Below are 16,833 nucleotides of genomic sequence, written 5' to 3' on the forward strand. Positions count from 1 at the left end.
AGTTTTCCTTTAACATATTAACAAAAGAAAAACGATTTTGTCCTTGACAAAATCGTTTTTCAACAGTCTGTCGCTTGCCATCTTTATACATAAAGATGGCAAGCGATGAAATATATATTATTTACTAAGGGGGAAAAGAAATGAAGAAAAAATGGTTACTCACCATGCTTACGTTTCTTCTTGTAGCAGCGACTGCGCTTGCAGGTTGCGGCAAGTCGGAACAAACAGGTGGAGAGAAGACAGAAGAAACGAACAAGCCGACAACGCTCGTTTATGGGCGTGGCGGAGACTCCGTTGGATTAGACCCAGCGACAGTGACAGACGGTGAATCGTTTAAAGTCACGAAAAACATTTTTGACACATTGCTCGATTACAATGATGGCGACACGTCGATCCAACCGGCATTAGCGGAAAAATGGGAAGTTTCCCCAGATGGACTTACGTATACGTTTACGCTTCGTAAAGGCGTGAAGTTCCACGACGGAACAGATTTTAACGCAGAAGCGGTTGTATTTAACTTTGAACGTTGGGCAAACGGAAATGCGGATACGTTCCCATACTACGGCTCTATGTTTGGTGGATACAAAAACGATGAAGGGCATGTCATTAAAGAAGTAAAAGCGTTAGATGAACATACTGTGCAGTTTGTTTTAAAACGTCCGCAAGCACCATTCTTAAAAAACCTTGCGATGGTACCGTTTGCGATTGCTAGTCCTGAAGCCGTAAAAAAATATGGCGATAAATTTGGTGAAAATCCTGTTGGAACGGGACCGTTCGTCTTTAAAGAGTGGAAACGCAATGAGCGCATCGTGCTTGAGAAAAATAAAGAATATTGGTTAGAAGGACATCCAAAACTTGATAAATTAATTTTCGTGTCTATCCCAGATAACTCTGCTCGTTTGAATGCGTTATTAAAAGGCGAGATTGATATTATGGAAGATTTGAATCCTTCTGATTTAGCTCAAGTAGAAGGAAATAAAGATTTCCAAGTGTTTAAACGTCCTTCGATGAACGTTGGTTATGTCGGATTAACGGTTACACGTGGTCCGTTAGGCAATAAACTCGTTCGTCAAGCGTTGAATCATGCGGTCGATAAACAGGCGATCATTGATGCGTTTTATGCAGGTCAAGCACAACCTGCGAAAAACCCATTGCCACCAAGCATTCCTGGCTATAATGATGCGATTCAAGATTATCCGTATGATTTAGAAAAAGCAAAACAATTGCTTGCAGAAGCTGGTTATCCAAACGGATTTGAAATGGAATTATGGGCGATGCCTGTTCCACGTCCGTACATGCCAGATGGACAAAAAGTAGCTGAAGCGTTGCAAGCAAGCTTTGCGAAAATTGGGGTAAAAGCAAAAATCGTCACGTATGAATGGGCAACATACTTAGATAAAGTAGCAAAAGGAGAAGCAGATGCGTTCTTGCTCGGTTGGACAGGTGATAACGGTGACGCTGACAACTTCTTGTATGCGCTACTTGATAAAGATAGCATTGGAAGCAACAACTACACGTACTATGCAAACGATGAGTTGCACAACATTTTAATCGAAGCGCAAACAGTTAGCGATGAAAACAAACGAAATGAATTGTACAAAAAAGCGCAAGAAATTATTAAAGAAGACGCACCATGGATTCCGCTCGTACACTCAACACCGTTATTAGCAGGTAAAGCAAACGTTGAAGGATTTAATCCGCATCCGACAGGAACGGATAAATTTACAAAAGTACAGTTTAAATAATCGTTGTGTTGAGGGAGGGGAGGGAATCCTCTCCCTTTCCATCATGTGAGAAAGGAGTGAGACGTATGTTTTCATATACGATCAAACGCTTGTTAACGGTCATTCCTGTGTTGCTTGGTATGTCGCTCGTTGTATTTTTTATGATTCGTGCTATTCCAGGTAACCCAGCTCAAGTCATTTTAGGACAAAAGGCGACGAAAGAAGCTGTTGAAGCATTAACGCATAAACTCGGATTAGATCAACCGTGGTATGTTCAATATATTAAATATCTCGGTGGATTATTAAAAGGGGATTTAGGGGAATCGCTGCGTACGGGGGTTGCGGTCTCGCAAGAAATTTGGCCATATTTAGCAGCGACATTAGAATTATCGCTTGCAGCAATGTTCATCGCTGTTGTGATCGGTGTCAATGCAGGTATTATTAGTGCATGGTTTCAAAATTCTTGGTTTGACTATGTAGCGATGGTGTTAGCGTTAGTTGGCGTTTCGATGCCGATTTTTTGGCTTGGGTTGATGGAACAATGGATTTTTGCAATTAACTTAGATTGGTTTCCAACATCTGGACGTGAAGATGTTCGTAATCCGATTGAACCGATTACCCACTTATATGTCATTGATACGTTAATGCAAGGACATACAGATCAGTTTGTTCAAACGTTGCAACATTTAGTGCTTCCGAGCGTCGCTTTAGCAACGATCCCAATGGCGATTATTGCTCGCATGACTCGCTCAAGCATGCTTGAGGTGATGAAGTCCGATTATATTCGCACAGCACGTGCGAAAGGATTAAGTATGTTTTGGGTAGTGTACAAGCATTCGTTAAAAAATGCGATCATCCCTGTGTTGACGGTGATTGGCTTGCAAATGGGGTTGTTGCTTGGCGGTGCGATTTTAACCGAAACGATTTTTAGCTGGCCGGGAATTGGTCGCTATATTTATGAAGCGATCGGCTATCGTGATTACCCTGTCATTCAATCTGGTATTTTGATTGTGGCGATGATTTTTATTTTCATTAATTTAATTGTGGATTTGTTATATGCAGCGATCGATCCGCGCATTAAATATAACTAAAGGAGGGAAGCGAATTGGCTGAGCTTGCACGAAACGAAGCAAATATTGTACAACAAGAAGAACAAGCGACATCGTTATGGAAAGAAGGATGGATTCGCTTTCGGAAAAATAAAATGGCTCTCGTCGGAAGCGGCATTGTACTATTTTTCATTTTGCTTGCTGTTTTTGCCCCATTAATTGCTCCGTACGAGATGAACGATCAACAACTTTCGATGCGTTTACAAGCTCCATCGAAAGACCATATATTTGGGACAGACGATTTCGGGAGAGATATTTTTTCTCGCGTCGTTTATGGAGCACGCATTTCGCTATGGGTCGGATTTTTTTCAGTATTAGGTTCGGTAGTCATCGGTTCTTTACTTGGAATTATCGCAGGGTATTATGGGCGTTGGATCGACGCCGTCATTTCGCGCATATTTGACATTATGCTGGCGTTTCCAAGTATTTTGTTAGCAATCGGCATCGTTGCCGTTTTAGGACCGTCGTTGAAAAATGCACTTATTGCGATTGCAGTCATTAACATTCCAAACTTCGGTCGTCTCATTCGTTCGCGTGTATTAAGCATTAAGCAGGAGGAGTATATTACAGCAGCAAAAGCAATCGGGATGAGTGATGCACGCATTTTATTTCATCACATTTTACCAAACAGCATGGCGCCGATTATTGTGCAAGGCACGCTTGCGATTGCGACGGCAATCATTGAAGCAGCAGCGCTTGGGTTTCTCGGATTAGGAGCTCAGCCGCCGAACCCGGAATGGGGGAAAATGCTAGCCGATTCAAAAGCGTATTTAACACAGGCGCCTTGGACGATGATTTTTCCAGGGCTGGCAATCATGCTAACGGTGTTAGGATTTAACTTAATGGGAGATGGATTGCGCGATGCATTGGATCCGCGCATGAAGAGCTAAAAAGATGTCCCGAGACACAGCCGGGACATCTTTTATTCTTGTTCTGGAGTAGGGACGACATGTTCTTCTTTATGATAATGATGAAAACTTTCGATGAGTGTATCTAAATGTTCAAGTTGATGACTATATTCAATAATCGCCCCGATCAGTGGAAATAGTTGATAATTTTCTTGGTGAACACTTTGTTCAGCGTAATGGCTTAAAAACGAGTGGATTAATCCTTTTTTTCCAAAGCACGCTTCTGTCGCAAATTGTGATTGTGGATCGGATTTTGCTTTTCCAATGAACTTCAGCAATATTTGATCATGGTAATTTAGTAAACAGTCGAGTTCGTTTTTAATGGCGTCTTGAAGTTCAGCAGATGTATGGGCTAGCTCGTTTTCTAAACGATGCAACAATTTTAACGTCTCTAACGCTCGGTTTGTTGCAACAATCATTTGGCGATACAATACGAGTTTGCGCGATTTACTATATTTCTGTTTACGAAAATACGTCCGTTCTTCTTTGTAAAGTAAATACAGTTGATCTAGTTTCATCATATTTTCTTTTAATTTTTCGATGTCTTCTTTTAGTAAATGATGCTCAGATGCATGTCGAACATTCATGCGAATCCATTTCAAAATATGTTCCGTATATTCAACAATTTTTGTATATAGCTTTTTCTCGTACTTCGGTGGAAGGAAGACTAAATTTACGACAAATGCTGCAAGTACGCCTAGCATAATGGTCGAAAAGCGAATGAGTGCAAATTCAATAAAGTGTTGTTCTGTATATTCCATGATGGCAATAACTGTCACAAGTGCGACAGAAATAGAAGATTCCAAACGAAGACGAAGAAACAACGCAATAACTAAAATGGCAGTTAATCCGATAATAAACGGATCGTGTCCGAAAATTAGTGTAAAAACGATCGCGAAAATGGCACCAATAACGTTAGCCTGCACTTGTTCAATTAGAGACAAATATGAACGATAAATCGTTGGTTGCATCGCAAAGACAGCCGAAATGCCAGCAAATACAGGTGAAGGTAGCTGAAGTAATTTCGCTAAAACTAAAGCAAACGTAATCGCAATCCCGGTTTTAAGGACGCGGGCTCCAAGTCTCATCGTCACTCAAATTCCTTTCTTTTTATCATCTTGTAAGAACAACAAACAAATATACATGCTTTTCATCAGTATATCAAGAAAAAAGGAAAAAAATTAAAAGAACTGCCTCATTTTCGAGACAGTTCTTTTTATGTTTATTCTGTTGACACCGATGGATCAGCTTGTTCTTTTTTCGGAATGACTTGGAAAAAGTGTTGTTCCGGCTGTTGCAACAGCGGTTGAATCGTTGCTACTTCGTCGTGCTGTTCATGTTCGATAAGTAAATCAATATATGTGCCAAGTAGTTCTTTAACGTCTGCTTTTCCTTTTTCGTTTAGCGGTTGAATCGTGACGTTGGCACCTTTGGCGATGCGGCGTTCAAGAGCTGTTTTCGTTAATCCCATTTCTGGTTGATGGCGCAAATAGATGACACCGCCTGTCATTCCTGCACAAATCCATGGGCCAGGGTCTCCGAGCACGAGTCCGCGACCGTTTGTCATATATTCAAAGGCAAATCCTTTAATGTTTGCGTTGACACCGATATTGCCATGTTCTACTTCAGGAATTGGTTTTGTCACTTGACCGCCGATAATCATATCCGCCCCTGATAGGCGAATGCCTGCACGCGCATCGGCATTTCCTTGCACGACTAATAGTCCTTTTTGGGCGCCGTAGCCAAATCCTTTTCCGACTGATCCGTTGTAAAACTTCCCGTCTTTTCCTTTTGATTTAAAGATGAAAATACCACCACCAAACGATGTTTTTCCGACGCCATCTTGTGCTCCGCCATCGACGTGAATATGAATACCCGCGACGTTATACGCACCGAGCCCATTGCCCGGCACAGACCCGTCTTTATAGCGCAGAGAAATATTTGGTAATTTTTTGTACGATCCGTCTAATCGACCACGTACCCGATGGCATGCAACACGGCTACCGAGTACACGCTGTTCAGCTGTGACAGTTGAAAATTCACGTGAGCGATGCAAGTCTTCAACTTGGTAGTCTAAATATTCAGCACCAGCGGCCACCGCAAGTTTTCCTTCTTCCGATGTTGCTGCTACTTCTTTTTGATACCATTGACCGATGTCTAACGGTTTTAATAATGTCGCTAAGTTGATGCGATCTCGTCCGCGTGTTTGTTCAAGTAAATCGGAGCGGCCAACAAGTTGTTGTAAGTTTGTATAACCAAGCGATGCGGTGAGGGATTTAAGTTCTTCACCGAACGCCGTAAAGAAACGAACTAAGTTTTGTACGGCTTGCTCGAATTGTCTTGGAACGAAGCGACGTAAACCGTGTTCCTTTGCTTGTGCTTCTGATTCAATTTGCGTAGCGATTCCGACATGGCACGTATCTAAATGGCAACCACGGCATGTCGTACATCCGATGGCAATCATCGCTAATGTTCCGAAACCGACGCGATTGGCGCCGAGAAGCATCACTTTTATTACGTCCATCGCGCTTTTAATGCCGCCGTCTGCCCAAATTTCAACCTGATGGCGCAATCCAGCTTCTAAAAGGGCGTTATGTGCCGCTTTGACGCCAATTTCTACAGGCAAGCCAACATGTTGAATAGCATGAATGCGTGCCGCTCCGGTGCCGCCGTCGAAGCCGCTTAATGTAATAATGTCCGCCCCAGCTTTTGCGATGCCGACCGCAATCGTGCCGATATTAGGGACGACGGGTACTTTGACAGCCACTTTTGCTTGGTCATTTGCTGTTTTTAATTCAGCAATCATTTGTGCTAAGTCTTCGATCGAATAAATGTCATGGTTGTTTGACGGTGAAATTAAGTCAGAGCCGATCGTTGCGTTTCGCGCTTCAGCAATTTTAGCTGTTACTTTTGAACCTGGTAAATGACCACCTTCGCCTGGTTTTGCCCCTTGCCCAATTTTAATTTCGAGCAAATTGGATGAATTAAGTAGCTCAGCATTAACGCCAAATCGACCAGAGGCGACCTGTTGCCCGCGCGTGCGCGGATATTTACCGAGCATATCTTTAATTTCGCCACCTTCACCGTTTAAGCTAATCATGTTGAGGCGATTTGCTGCTTCGGCATATGCACGAAAGGCAATTTCATTTTGTGAACCGAAGGACATCGAAGCAATGACAAACGGCAAGCTATGTTCACCAACTGAAATGTCGACGTGTTCTTTTTTAGCAGGGACGTCTGCTTGTTTTAAGTCTGTTAAATGGCGAATGGCTGTTGGTGTTTCGGTTTCAATTTCTGTTAATTTTTCACGATATGAATCGTATGATCCTGTTTGCGCCACTTCGCCAATTGCTTTCCAAATACGTGGGAATACGTGAAACGTTTTTCGTAACTTTGCTTGCTCTGCTTCAAAATCTTTTGCACGGGCGATCGCATCTTGTTTTAGTGCTTCGAAATTTTGACTAAGTGAATCTGAGCCAAAAAAGTTCACGATATTTAATACAGATGCAATGTCTTCGTGTAGCCCAATGGACGAAAACAGACGGCTATACCCGCGCAATTCATGAATCCCGATCGTTGAGATGACTTTTTCAAGCCCTTTATTTAATGCTTGATATAAATGAATTGCTGGACGAGTTGACGTGTCAGCTACTGTCGCAAACATTAAATATGGGCTAATGACGTTCGCACCAAGTCCGTAAGCAACGATAAAGTCATGCAATGAGCGAATTGCTCCTGAACGAAGAAGAAGGGAACATTCTCTTCGTAAATTTGCTTTTGTTAACGCTTGATCGATGACTGATATGACAAGGAGTGGATCAATCCATAAATGCCCACTTTGATGCGCTTTTACATCGTCAATAATAAGTAACGTTTTCCCATTTGCGACAGCTTCACATGCTTCTTTGCCTAAGCGATTAAGCGCCATCGGGATCGTTTCGTGCTCAACGAACGTCGCTGATATAAAGTACGCTAATTGTTTTTCTTCAAATGCATGGACGAGTTGATCATATGATGGTTGCTGCAATGTTTCGGCACATTCGTTTCCGAGCTTTCCTTCAATTAAAATAGGTGAAAGAAGTTCAACTGTGTACGGATGTTCTTCATGTGAAACAATACTTGGCCGCTTTCCGACAACCACGCGCGTCGAAAAATGTTCTGTTTCGCGGTCGCGGTCAATAGCAGGGTTGGTGACAACCGCCACACTTTCTTTTATGAAATCAGCAATGTTTTTTCGCTCAGGATCGATCGCTGCAAGCGGAGCGTCATGACCGAGCGAACGAATAGGCTCTGCCCCTTTTTCCGCCATCTGTTCGAGCAATTGAATATGCTCGCGATCCCAACCGAATGCAGCGTATTGTCCATTATGCACTTTTGTTGGTTGCGCAACGAACACATATGGTTTAAATGTTGGTGTTTGTAAACGTTGGCGCATATTTTCGATATTTAAACGCTTTCGAATACGATTGTATACTTCTTGCTGATAATCGGCATATTCGTAAACACGAATCGATCCGTCTGCTTGCCACGTTAGGCCGATTTTTTCTCCTGGTGCGAGCGGTTTTGGTTCTCCTGTATATTCGCACGCTGGAATAACGCCTGGTTCCGATGCGAACACGTAACGATGCTCTGTTTCAATTTTCCAAAGTGGACGCAATCCAAGTGCATCGACGCTAAACACGGCTTCGTCGGCATGGCGAGAAATAATGCCGGCAGGTCCTTGCGCAAAATGTCCCCAAGCTTCGCGAATGTAAGTATATAAATCTTGTAAATGATCTGGATAGTTTTTTATTTCGTTTACGATTGGTGGGAATAAAAAGTCCATCGCTTCAAATAGCGTATAACCATCTCGATAAATGAGCGTTTCCATCGTACGGCTTAAATCTTGCGAATCGCTTCCGCCGTTTGTCAATGGGACACCGATCATTGTTGCTTCTTCACGTAGTTTGGCAATCGTGTTAATTTCACCGTTATGACCTAGAACGCTGAACGGTTGAACGCGGAAAAAGTTTGATAATGTATTTGTTGAATAGCGATTATGGCCAAGTGTCATCGTAGATGCGACAAGCGGACTCGCTAAGTCATGATAATATTTTGGTAAAATATCACCAGCACCCATGACTTTATAAATCGCGTGATGATTGCTTAACGAAGCGACATGAATATGTTCATCTTTTTCGATCTCAATTGTTAATTCAAATAATGCTTGAGATAATGTTTTTTGTTGATGATTTGGTAAAAGAGCAACTTGCCAAAATACTGGTTCTTCGCGTAAAGCAATTGGACCGAGCGCTGAAGAAGATGTAACGCGGTCAGATTCAAAAATGAGCGTCAATTGGGACTGAGCAAACAATTGGCGCATACGTGCTTTTTTTTCTTCCACGTTCGTTGTTCGTGTAATAAATATATGGCCAACGATAAAATCATCGCGGTCAACGAGTTGGGGATTAAGTTGGGCAACAGCCAATTTTTCTTTCCAAAGTGCTTTTGGAATGTCGATGTGGATGCCGACGCCATCTCCTTCTCCGTTGATAAATCCTGCGCGATGATTCATTGTGACGAGGGCGTTAATACATGTTGTAATGTTTTCTCTTGTCGGGATGCGTCGTTTTTCAACCGCAGCGACAATTCCACACGCGTCGTGCTCATGTTTGTAAAAATGTTGAAATGAAGCTGGATTCCACCGTTGTTTCATAGCATGCGGCTTGCAAGCGACTATCATTCGCTTCTCGCCTTCGCCACCTCCTACAAAAAACTTTTTTAAAAAATAAAATTTTCTAAATTTTATAATCTATATTAACACGACCATGACAGAAAATCAATTATTTATTCATGTTTTTGGATATGATATTCAGTTCATGTAACAAAACGTTCATGAAATTTGTAAGCGTTTTCATTGATTTTGAGCGTAAAAAAACGAGGTGGAAACATATGTATCACCTCGTTATTTTGTATATTTATTCATTTTTTAAGGATTTAAATGCGTGTTCTACTGCTTTAATTGTATATTCAATGTCTTCTTCTGTATGGGCTAATGTAATGAACCATGCTTCATATTTCGAAGGAGCAAGATTAATCCCTTGATGAAGCATAAGCTTGAAAAATTTAGCAAACATTTCTCCATCTGTTCGTTCGGCTTGTTCATAGTTTTCTACTTTTTCTGTTGAAAAGTATACGGTGAGTGCTCCTTTTAGACGGTTAATCGTCACAGGAATATCGTATGTTTTCGCATGTGTTAAAATGCCAGCCTCTAACATCGCGCCGAGATGATCGAGATGTTCGTACACGCCTTCTTGTTGTAATACTTCTAAACAAGCAATACCTGCTAAAATGGAAGCGGGATTTCCCGCCATCGTTCCGGCTTGGTAAGCAGGACCGAGTGGAGCTACTTGTTCCATAATGTCTTTTCTACCGCCATACGCACCAATTGGTAATCCGCCACCAATAATTTTTCCGAGTGCAGTTAAGTCTGGTTCGATGCCGAGCAAGTTTTGAGCGCCACCATACATAAAACGAAAAGCTGTAATGACTTCATCGTAAATGACGAGCGCTCCGACCGCGTGAGCAATATCGTTAATTGCTTGTAAAAAGCCTGGTTTTGGTTCAACGATACCGAAGTTACCAACGATAGGCTCGACAAGAACGGCTGCTACTTCATTTCCCCAACGATCCATCGCTTGTTTAAACGCATCGACATCATTAAAAGGAACAGTAATCACTTCTTGTGCAATGCTTTTTGGTACCCCGGCTGAATCAGGTGTACCTAATGTGGATGGTCCAGAACCAGCCGCAACAAGAACGAGATCGGAATGGCCGTGATAACAACCTGCAAATTTCACGATTTTATCACGACCTGTGTATGCGCGTGCGACGCGAATTGTTGTCATGACCGCTTCTGTTCCCGAATTGACGAAACGCACCTTTTCGAGGGAAGGGATCGCTTCTTTTAACATTTTCGCGAACGTAATTTCATACGGTGTTGGTGTCCCATATAAAACACCGTTTTCAGCTGCGTGTTGAATTGCTTTTGTAATGTGCGGGTGGGCATGTCCGGTAATAATAGGGCCATAAGCAGCTAAATAGTCGATATATTTGTTTCCATCTACATCCCAAAAATATGCCCCTTGTGCTCTTTCCATCACGACAGGAGCACCGCCTCCAACCGCTTTATATGAACGAGAAGGGCTGTTGACGCCACCAACGATATGTTCAAGAGCTTCTTGATATAATTGTTCAGACTTCGTAAAATTCACGCGAAGCCTCCTCCTTTTATGTAAAATTTCTTTCATGGTGTTTATTTTATCACATTTATTTGAGCACACCATTTGTTGAGTTTCAACATTTTCGTTACACTAGTAAATAGTGATTTCATAAGAGGTGAGGAACATGTATGCGATTGAAGTAGAAAAACTACGGAAAGAATTTAAATCTTACTCTAGTCGGTCTGGTTTAGCAGGAGCGTTTCGTGATTTGTTCACGAGAAACTATAAAGTCATTCGTGCTGTCGACGATATTTCATTTGCTGTCAAACAGGGCGAAATGGTTGGATACATTGGAGAAAACGGAGCAGGTAAATCGACGACAATCAAAATGTTAACAGGAATTTTAACGCCGACATCTGGACGAGTTGTTGTGAATGGGATGAATCCACATAAAGAGCGGGAACGTTTCGTGCAGACGATCGGCGTTGTGTTTGGTCAGCGATCGCAATTATGGTGGGATATTGCGGTGCAAGAGTCATTCCGGTTGTTAAAAAAAGTATACCGCGTTTCTGACCAAGACTATAACGAACATATGGAGCATGTCATTGAAACGTTAGATATTGGTCCGTTACTTGATAAGCCGGTGCGCAAGTTATCGCTTGGTCAACGAATGCGCTGTGAATTGGCTGCCGCCCTTATTCATAATCCGCCACTTTTATTTTTAGATGAGCCAACAATTGGTTTAGATGTGCTTGTTAAGTTAAAAATTCGTCAGTTTTTAAAAGAAATTAACGAAAAATACAACACGACGATTTTATTAACGACGCATGATATGACAGATATTGAAGCGCTTTGTGAACGCGTTATTATGCTCGATGAAGGGAAAATCATTTATGATGGGTCATTGCAACATTTAAAACAAAACTGGGGGGAAGGAAAACAAATTCACTTCCAATTTCGAGATCTTGTTTCAAAAGAAGAGCTGACATCGCTCGTTCATGTTACATGGGAACAAGGGGAAGACCGATACAGCTGGATTGCGCATGTTCGCGCGAATGATATGGCACATGTGATCGGAAAAGTTGTTTCTTCCTATGAGTTAAAAGATATTCACATTCGTGAAGTTTCAACGGAAGAAATTATTCGCAACATTTATGAAGAAGGGATTCATCATGGCTAAATATATTGAAATGATTCGTATGCGTTTTTTAATGATGTTAGCTTATCGAACGAATTATTATAGCGGCATTTTTATTTATAGCATCAATATTGGTGCGTATTATTTTTTGTGGTCTGCCATTTATGGAGGGCAATCGTCTATTCAAGGGATGACAGTAGAACAAATGACGACGTATGTGGCGATCGCATGGATGGCAAGAGCGTTTTATTTTAATAACATTGATCGTGAAATTGCGATGGAAATTCGTGATGGCAAAGTGGCGATTGAACTGATTCGTCCGTACAACTATTTAGTCATGAAAACGATGCAAGGGCTTGGAGAAGGAATTTTTCGCTTACTTTTCTTCTCGCTTCCGGGCATGGTTATCGTTACATTCGTTTTTTCGCTCCAATTTACAACGAATGTTCATACGTGGGGTTACTTCGCTTTATCGACAACGCTTAGCTTTATTATTAACTCGCAGCTCAATTTATTAGCAGGGATGGTCACATTTTTTACGTTAAACGGGGAAGGGTTACTTCGGGCTAAACGTTTCATTATTGATTTATTTTCGGGGCTCATTTTGCCGATTAGTTTTTATCCCGAGTGGGCGCAACATGTGATGCACTACTTGCCTTTTCAAGCGATTAGTTACATCCCAAGTATGATTTTTACGGAAAGCTTCACAGGGGATGCTGCGATCAGAGGAATGATGTTTCAAGCTGTTTGGTGTGTCGTATTGATCGTTCCGATTTATTTGCTATGGAAAGCAGCCAAACGAAAACTTATCATTCAAGGGGGGTGAACATATGTTTTATATGTCTATTTTCTTCCAATATATGAGCCAATATATTAAGACAAAGTTGCAATATCGAACGGATTTGGTTGTTGAGTTTTTGTCTGATCTGATGTTTCAAGGGGTAAATTTAATTTTTATTCTTGTTGTATTTGGGCATACGCAATTATTAAACGGTTGGACGCGCGATGAAATTATTTTTATTTATGGTTTCTTTTTAATTCCTTTCGCTTTATTTGCTTCATTTTTTAACATTTGGGATTTTAATGAACGATATATTGTGCGCGGAGAGATGGATCGAGTGTTAACTCGACCTGTGCATAGTTTATTTCAAATTGTACTTGAACGAATGGAACTCGAGTCGCTCCTTGGAGGTATTACCGGTTTCATTGTCATGGGGTATGCTGCGTCTCGATTAGATATAACGTTTCATTGGTATGATGCGATTTTGTTTGTGTTGTTCGTGCTAGGAGGAACGTTTGTTTACGCAGGCATTTTTATTTCGTTAGCAAGCATCAGTTTTTGGTCTGATGCGCGCAGTTCAATTATGCCGATGATGTATAACATAGGAAACTACGGGAGATATCCGGTTGATATTTATAATCGTATTATTCGCTACATTTTGACATGGATTTTACCGTTTGCGTTTGTCGGCGTGTATCCGTCGGCGTATTTTTTGCGTAAAACGGAATGGTATATGTATTCATTTTTAACACCGGTGATGGGCATTGTATGTTTTACGTTATCGTTGCTGCTATGGAATGCGGGCGTCAAACGTTATCGTGGTGCGGGGAATTAAATAAAACATCCCCTCGTATATATAAAGGAACAGGAGGGGATGTTGTGACGTATGTGTGGATTGGCATGATCGTTTTTGTTATATGTATGAGTTTTATTTCGTTTTGGCAAACGAAACGTTCTGTTATTTCAGTGAAAAATTTTATTGCCATTTTATTTGTTTATTCAACGACAATGATCGGTTTTGCACTCGTGTATACAATTTTGCATATAAATGGACATGTTGTTATGATAGAAAATGGGGAGAATATAAACGCTTCTAACTTTTTTCAATATGTCGAAACGAGTTTATATTTTAGTGCAGTTACATTACTTTCGGTCGGCTACGGGGATATTGTACCGATTGGAATTGGTCGGTGGATTGCGATGGTCGAAGCGCTGCTCGGCTACGCACTACCCGCCGCTTTTGTTGTCCGAACGGTGATAGATGCAGAAAGAAGATAAGGGGAGAGAATCATGAAAGCACCTGATTTTACATTGCCAGCAAGTAATGGGGAAAACGTCACGCTGTCACAATTTCGCGGGAAGTACATCGTATTATATTTTTACCCGAAAGACATGACGCCAGGGTGTACGACAGAGGCTTGTGAGTTTCGTGATCAATACGAAGTATTCACGGAACTTGGGGCAGTTGTCATCGGAATCAGCCCTGATTCCATTGAACGACATAAAAAGTTTATTGAAAAGCATCGCTTACCGTTTTTACTTCTTGCCGATGAAAAGCAAGACGTAGCGAAGTTGTATGATGTGTGGAAGTTAAAGAAAAATTTTGGGAAAGAGTATATGGGGATTGAGCGTTCGACATTTTTAATCGATCCAGATGGTCAAATTATAAAAGAATGGAGAAAAGTGAAAGTAAATGGGCATGTTGAAGAGGTGCTAAACGCTTTAAAACAGGCGATTAGCTCAAACAAATAATGAAATCGTTGCGTACGATATAGTAGAGCACACACCTCCTCAAAGACGTATGTGGCGATTCTGTGTAGAGTCGCCCTTTTTTCTTTCAGGAAAATACAATTGACAAAAGGTTTTATTTTTTTGTACACTATTTATAAAAATTATAAAGTAATAATTATAATTTTTATAAATGAAAGTGGGGGGGCATGACGGTGACGCACGCACATCAATTAAAAGAAGCGCTTCATACGTTGAAAGAAACCGGCGTCCGTATTACACCGCAACGTCATGCGATACTCGAATATTTGATTCAGTCAATGTCCCATCCAACAGCGGATGAAATTTATAAAGCTTTGGAAGGAAAATTCCCAAATATGAGTGTCGCAACTGTGTACAATAATTTGCGCGTGTTTAAAGAAGTCGGTCTCGTTAAAGAGTTAACGTATGGTGACGCATCTAGTCGTTTCGATTTTGTTACGACACATCACTATCACGTTATTTGCGAAACATGTGGGAAAATTGTCGATTTCCATTACCCGGGCTTAGATGAAGTAGAAGATTTAGCGGCACATGTGACAGGTTTTAAAGTAAGTCATCATCGGATGGAGATTTACGGAACGTGCCCGGATTGCCAAAAGGGACATCATTAAAAAAGCTGGTAGCATCGATGCTATCAGCTTTTTTTGTCCCTTGCTTTCCGATTATATTTTTCATCAAACTCTTTCCCTTCGAGCGTTGGATCAAGGGTGAGTGGTTCGTTGCAATACATACATACATCGACTCGACCTAGCATTTTTGTTACTTTGTTACATGAAGGGCAAACGACTTGTACCGTCTTTGTCGACAACATACCAATCCAAAAATAAACGACTGTACTTGCGATAATAAACAACAGTCCTAAAATCATAAATAATGTCATAACAATCGGCGATGTACGAAAAAAGATGCCTCCATACATGACGAAAAATCCGATAAAAATTAAACTTAACGCAAACGTACGAATTTTGTTAATTTTGCTTGAATATTTTACACCCACATTTATCTCCTCCTACGCATAACTATATCATAAGTTTTGAATGATAAGCATTAACCAAGCAGGAGTTTTTTAAAAAATGTCGAATACGGTCAAACAATGTTGAAGAGTGGAGGATTCGATTATGGAAGATGTGTTACGCCCGATTTACCAAGAGCGAGCTAGTCAGTCACGCACTCTCGGTATTTTAATGGTTGAAAGAGGATCGGATTATTCTCCGGAGACGGATTTATTTGATGTTATCTTATTCGTTATCGTTCGAGAGGGAGAAGAAGCGGTTTTTATTAAACATTACGTGTTTGGTGAAAAAAGTGCATCATTGTACGTTGTAGATGAACATCGAGTAAAAGAATGGGTGTTGCTCGGTTCAAATCGTAAAGTAATGAATTGGTTGTTAAATGGAAAAATTTTATTTGAACGCAACGAATATATTGGACAATTGCGTCAACGTCTATTGCAGTTTCCGGAAGAGGAAAGAAAGGTAAAGATGGGGATAGAGTTCGCAAAGCTAGTGCGTCGTTACATTGAGGGGAGAAGTTTTTTTGAAAAAGATCAATGGCTTGATGCGTACAATCATGTGTTGCATGCTCTTCATCATTTAGCTCGTCTATCTATTATCGAACACGGTTTTTATCCCGAAGTTACTGTATGGAATCAGGTCAAACAGATTGAACCGCAAATTTATAAATTGTATGCAGAGTTAGTCGGGAGTGAAGAACCGCTTGATAAACGATTGCAATTGTTATTTTTAGCAAGTGATTTTTTTATTCATTCGAAGTTAAAGCAAGGAGCAAGTCATCTGATACACGTGCTGGAGAAGAGAGAAACATCGTGGTCTATGGCCGATTTGTTAAATGAAAAAGAGTTGTCGGTATATGGTGTTGATTTGGAGATTTTGCTTGAATTTTTAGTTGAAAAACACCTAATTACTGTTGAGAAAATTGCAACGAAAGGACAAGGAGTATTTCATAGACACTATGTAGTTGAAAAAAAATAAAGAAAAGGTGTTGACGTTTAAAAGTTTTCGTGATATATTTCTAATCGTCGCTACTGAGATGTGGCGGCGGTTAAAAACGAAACTTGTTGACATCGGATTTGTGATGTGATAACATGAGAAAGTCGCTCAAATAGTGATGAAGATGTTCCTTGAAAACTGAACGAAGCGAAAAGCGTAAAGAAGCTAGAGATATGAACTTTCTATGGAGAG

14 protein-coding genes are annotated in these 16,833 nt (G+C 40.9%); 10 read left to right on the forward strand and 4 right to left on the reverse strand.

Going from position 1 to position 16,833, the window contains the following annotated elements; genetic code table 11:
• Positions 1-140: 140 nt before the first annotated feature.
• The 3 genes from LD028_RS08270 (at position 141) to nikC (ending at position 3,723) form a co-directional block, all read left to right on the forward strand.
• Positions 141-1,745, forward strand: coding sequence for an ABC transporter substrate-binding protein (locus LD028_RS08270; RefSeq protein WP_006322058.1), 1,605 nt, complete (start codon positions 141-143; stop codon positions 1,743-1,745).
• A gap of 65 nt (positions 1,746-1,810) precedes the next feature.
• Entirely contained in the window at positions 1,811-2,815 is a 1,005-nt protein-coding gene (locus LD028_RS08275) for an ABC transporter permease (protein ID WP_006322059.1), read from the forward strand.
• Positions 2,816-2,829: 14 nt separating this feature from the next.
• Positions 2,830-3,723 (forward strand): nickel transporter permease, encoded by an 894-nt coding sequence (gene nikC / locus LD028_RS08280; protein ID WP_006322061.1) that lies wholly within the window; start codon positions 2,830-2,832, stop codon positions 3,721-3,723.
• Positions 3,724-3,755: 32 nt separating this feature from the next.
• Here nikC and LD028_RS08285 read toward each other — a convergent pair whose 3' ends face one another.
• From LD028_RS08285 to LD028_RS08295, 3 genes are all read right to left on the reverse strand, one after another.
• Positions 3,756-4,829, reverse strand: coding sequence for an FUSC family protein (locus LD028_RS08285; protein WP_237811544.1), 1,074 nt, complete (start codon positions 4,827-4,829; stop codon positions 3,756-3,758).
• Positions 4,830-4,963: 134 nt separating this feature from the next.
• Positions 4,964-9,436 carry a glutamate synthase-related protein gene (locus LD028_RS08290; RefSeq protein WP_237811549.1) on the reverse strand — a complete coding sequence of 1,491 codons (4,473 nt, stop codon included), beginning with the start codon at positions 9,434-9,436 and terminating at the stop codon, positions 4,964-4,966.
• 262 nt (positions 9,437-9,698) lie between these two features.
• Positions 9,699-10,994 (reverse strand): glutamate-1-semialdehyde 2,1-aminomutase, encoded by a 1,296-nt coding sequence (locus tag LD028_RS08295; RefSeq protein WP_237811545.1) that lies wholly within the window; start codon positions 10,992-10,994, stop codon positions 9,699-9,701.
• Positions 10,995-11,127: 133 nt separating this feature from the next.
• Between LD028_RS08295 and LD028_RS08300 the strand changes: the two genes are divergently transcribed.
• From LD028_RS08300 to perR, 6 genes are all read left to right on the forward strand, one after another.
• A complete protein-coding gene (locus LD028_RS08300) occupies positions 11,128-12,123 on the forward strand; it encodes an ABC transporter ATP-binding protein (protein ID WP_237811546.1) in 996 nt (331 codons plus the stop codon).
• Positions 12,116-12,907, forward strand: a complete 792-nt coding sequence (locus LD028_RS08305; RefSeq protein WP_006322070.1) for an ABC transporter permease — start codon at positions 12,116-12,118, stop codon at positions 12,905-12,907. Before LD028_RS08300 ends, LD028_RS08305 begins: the two co-directional genes overlap by 8 nt.
• A 4-nt stretch (positions 12,908-12,911) precedes the next feature.
• Entirely contained in the window at positions 12,912-13,697 is a 786-nt protein-coding gene (locus LD028_RS08310; RefSeq protein WP_004888914.1) for an ABC transporter permease, read from the forward strand.
• A gap of 44 nt (positions 13,698-13,741) precedes the next feature.
• Positions 13,742-14,140: an ion channel gene (locus LD028_RS08315; protein ID WP_237811547.1), complete on the forward strand. Its 399-nt coding sequence runs from the start codon at positions 13,742-13,744 to the stop codon at positions 14,138-14,140.
• A 12-nt stretch (positions 14,141-14,152) separates the two neighbouring features.
• Positions 14,153-14,614: a thioredoxin-dependent thiol peroxidase gene (gene bcp / locus LD028_RS08320; RefSeq protein WP_237811548.1), complete on the forward strand. Its 462-nt coding sequence runs from the start codon at positions 14,153-14,155 to the stop codon at positions 14,612-14,614.
• 185 nt (positions 14,615-14,799) lie between these two features.
• Positions 14,800-15,243 (forward strand): peroxide-responsive transcriptional repressor PerR, encoded by a 444-nt coding sequence (gene perR, locus LD028_RS08325; RefSeq protein ID WP_026011847.1) that lies wholly within the window; start codon positions 14,800-14,802, stop codon positions 15,241-15,243.
• Between the two features lie 23 nt (positions 15,244-15,266).
• Here perR and LD028_RS08330 read toward each other — a convergent pair whose 3' ends face one another.
• Complete coding sequence (locus LD028_RS08330) at positions 15,267-15,629, reverse strand: YgzB family protein (protein WP_006322086.1); 363 nt, start codon at positions 15,627-15,629, stop codon at positions 15,267-15,269.
• Positions 15,630-15,750: 121 nt separating this feature from the next.
• On the opposite strand from LD028_RS08330, the gene LD028_RS08335 reads away from it, so the two are divergent.
• Positions 15,751-16,623 carry a nucleotidyltransferase-like protein gene (locus LD028_RS08335; RefSeq protein ID WP_237810766.1) on the forward strand — a complete coding sequence of 291 codons (873 nt, stop codon included), beginning with the start codon at positions 15,751-15,753 and terminating at the stop codon, positions 16,621-16,623.
• Positions 16,624-16,833: the final 210 nt, after the last annotated feature.

This window comes from Anoxybacillus sp. LAT27, assembly GCF_022030075.1.
Taxonomy (GTDB): domain Bacteria; phylum Bacillota; class Bacilli; order Bacillales; family Anoxybacillaceae; genus Anoxybacillus; species Anoxybacillus kestanbolensis.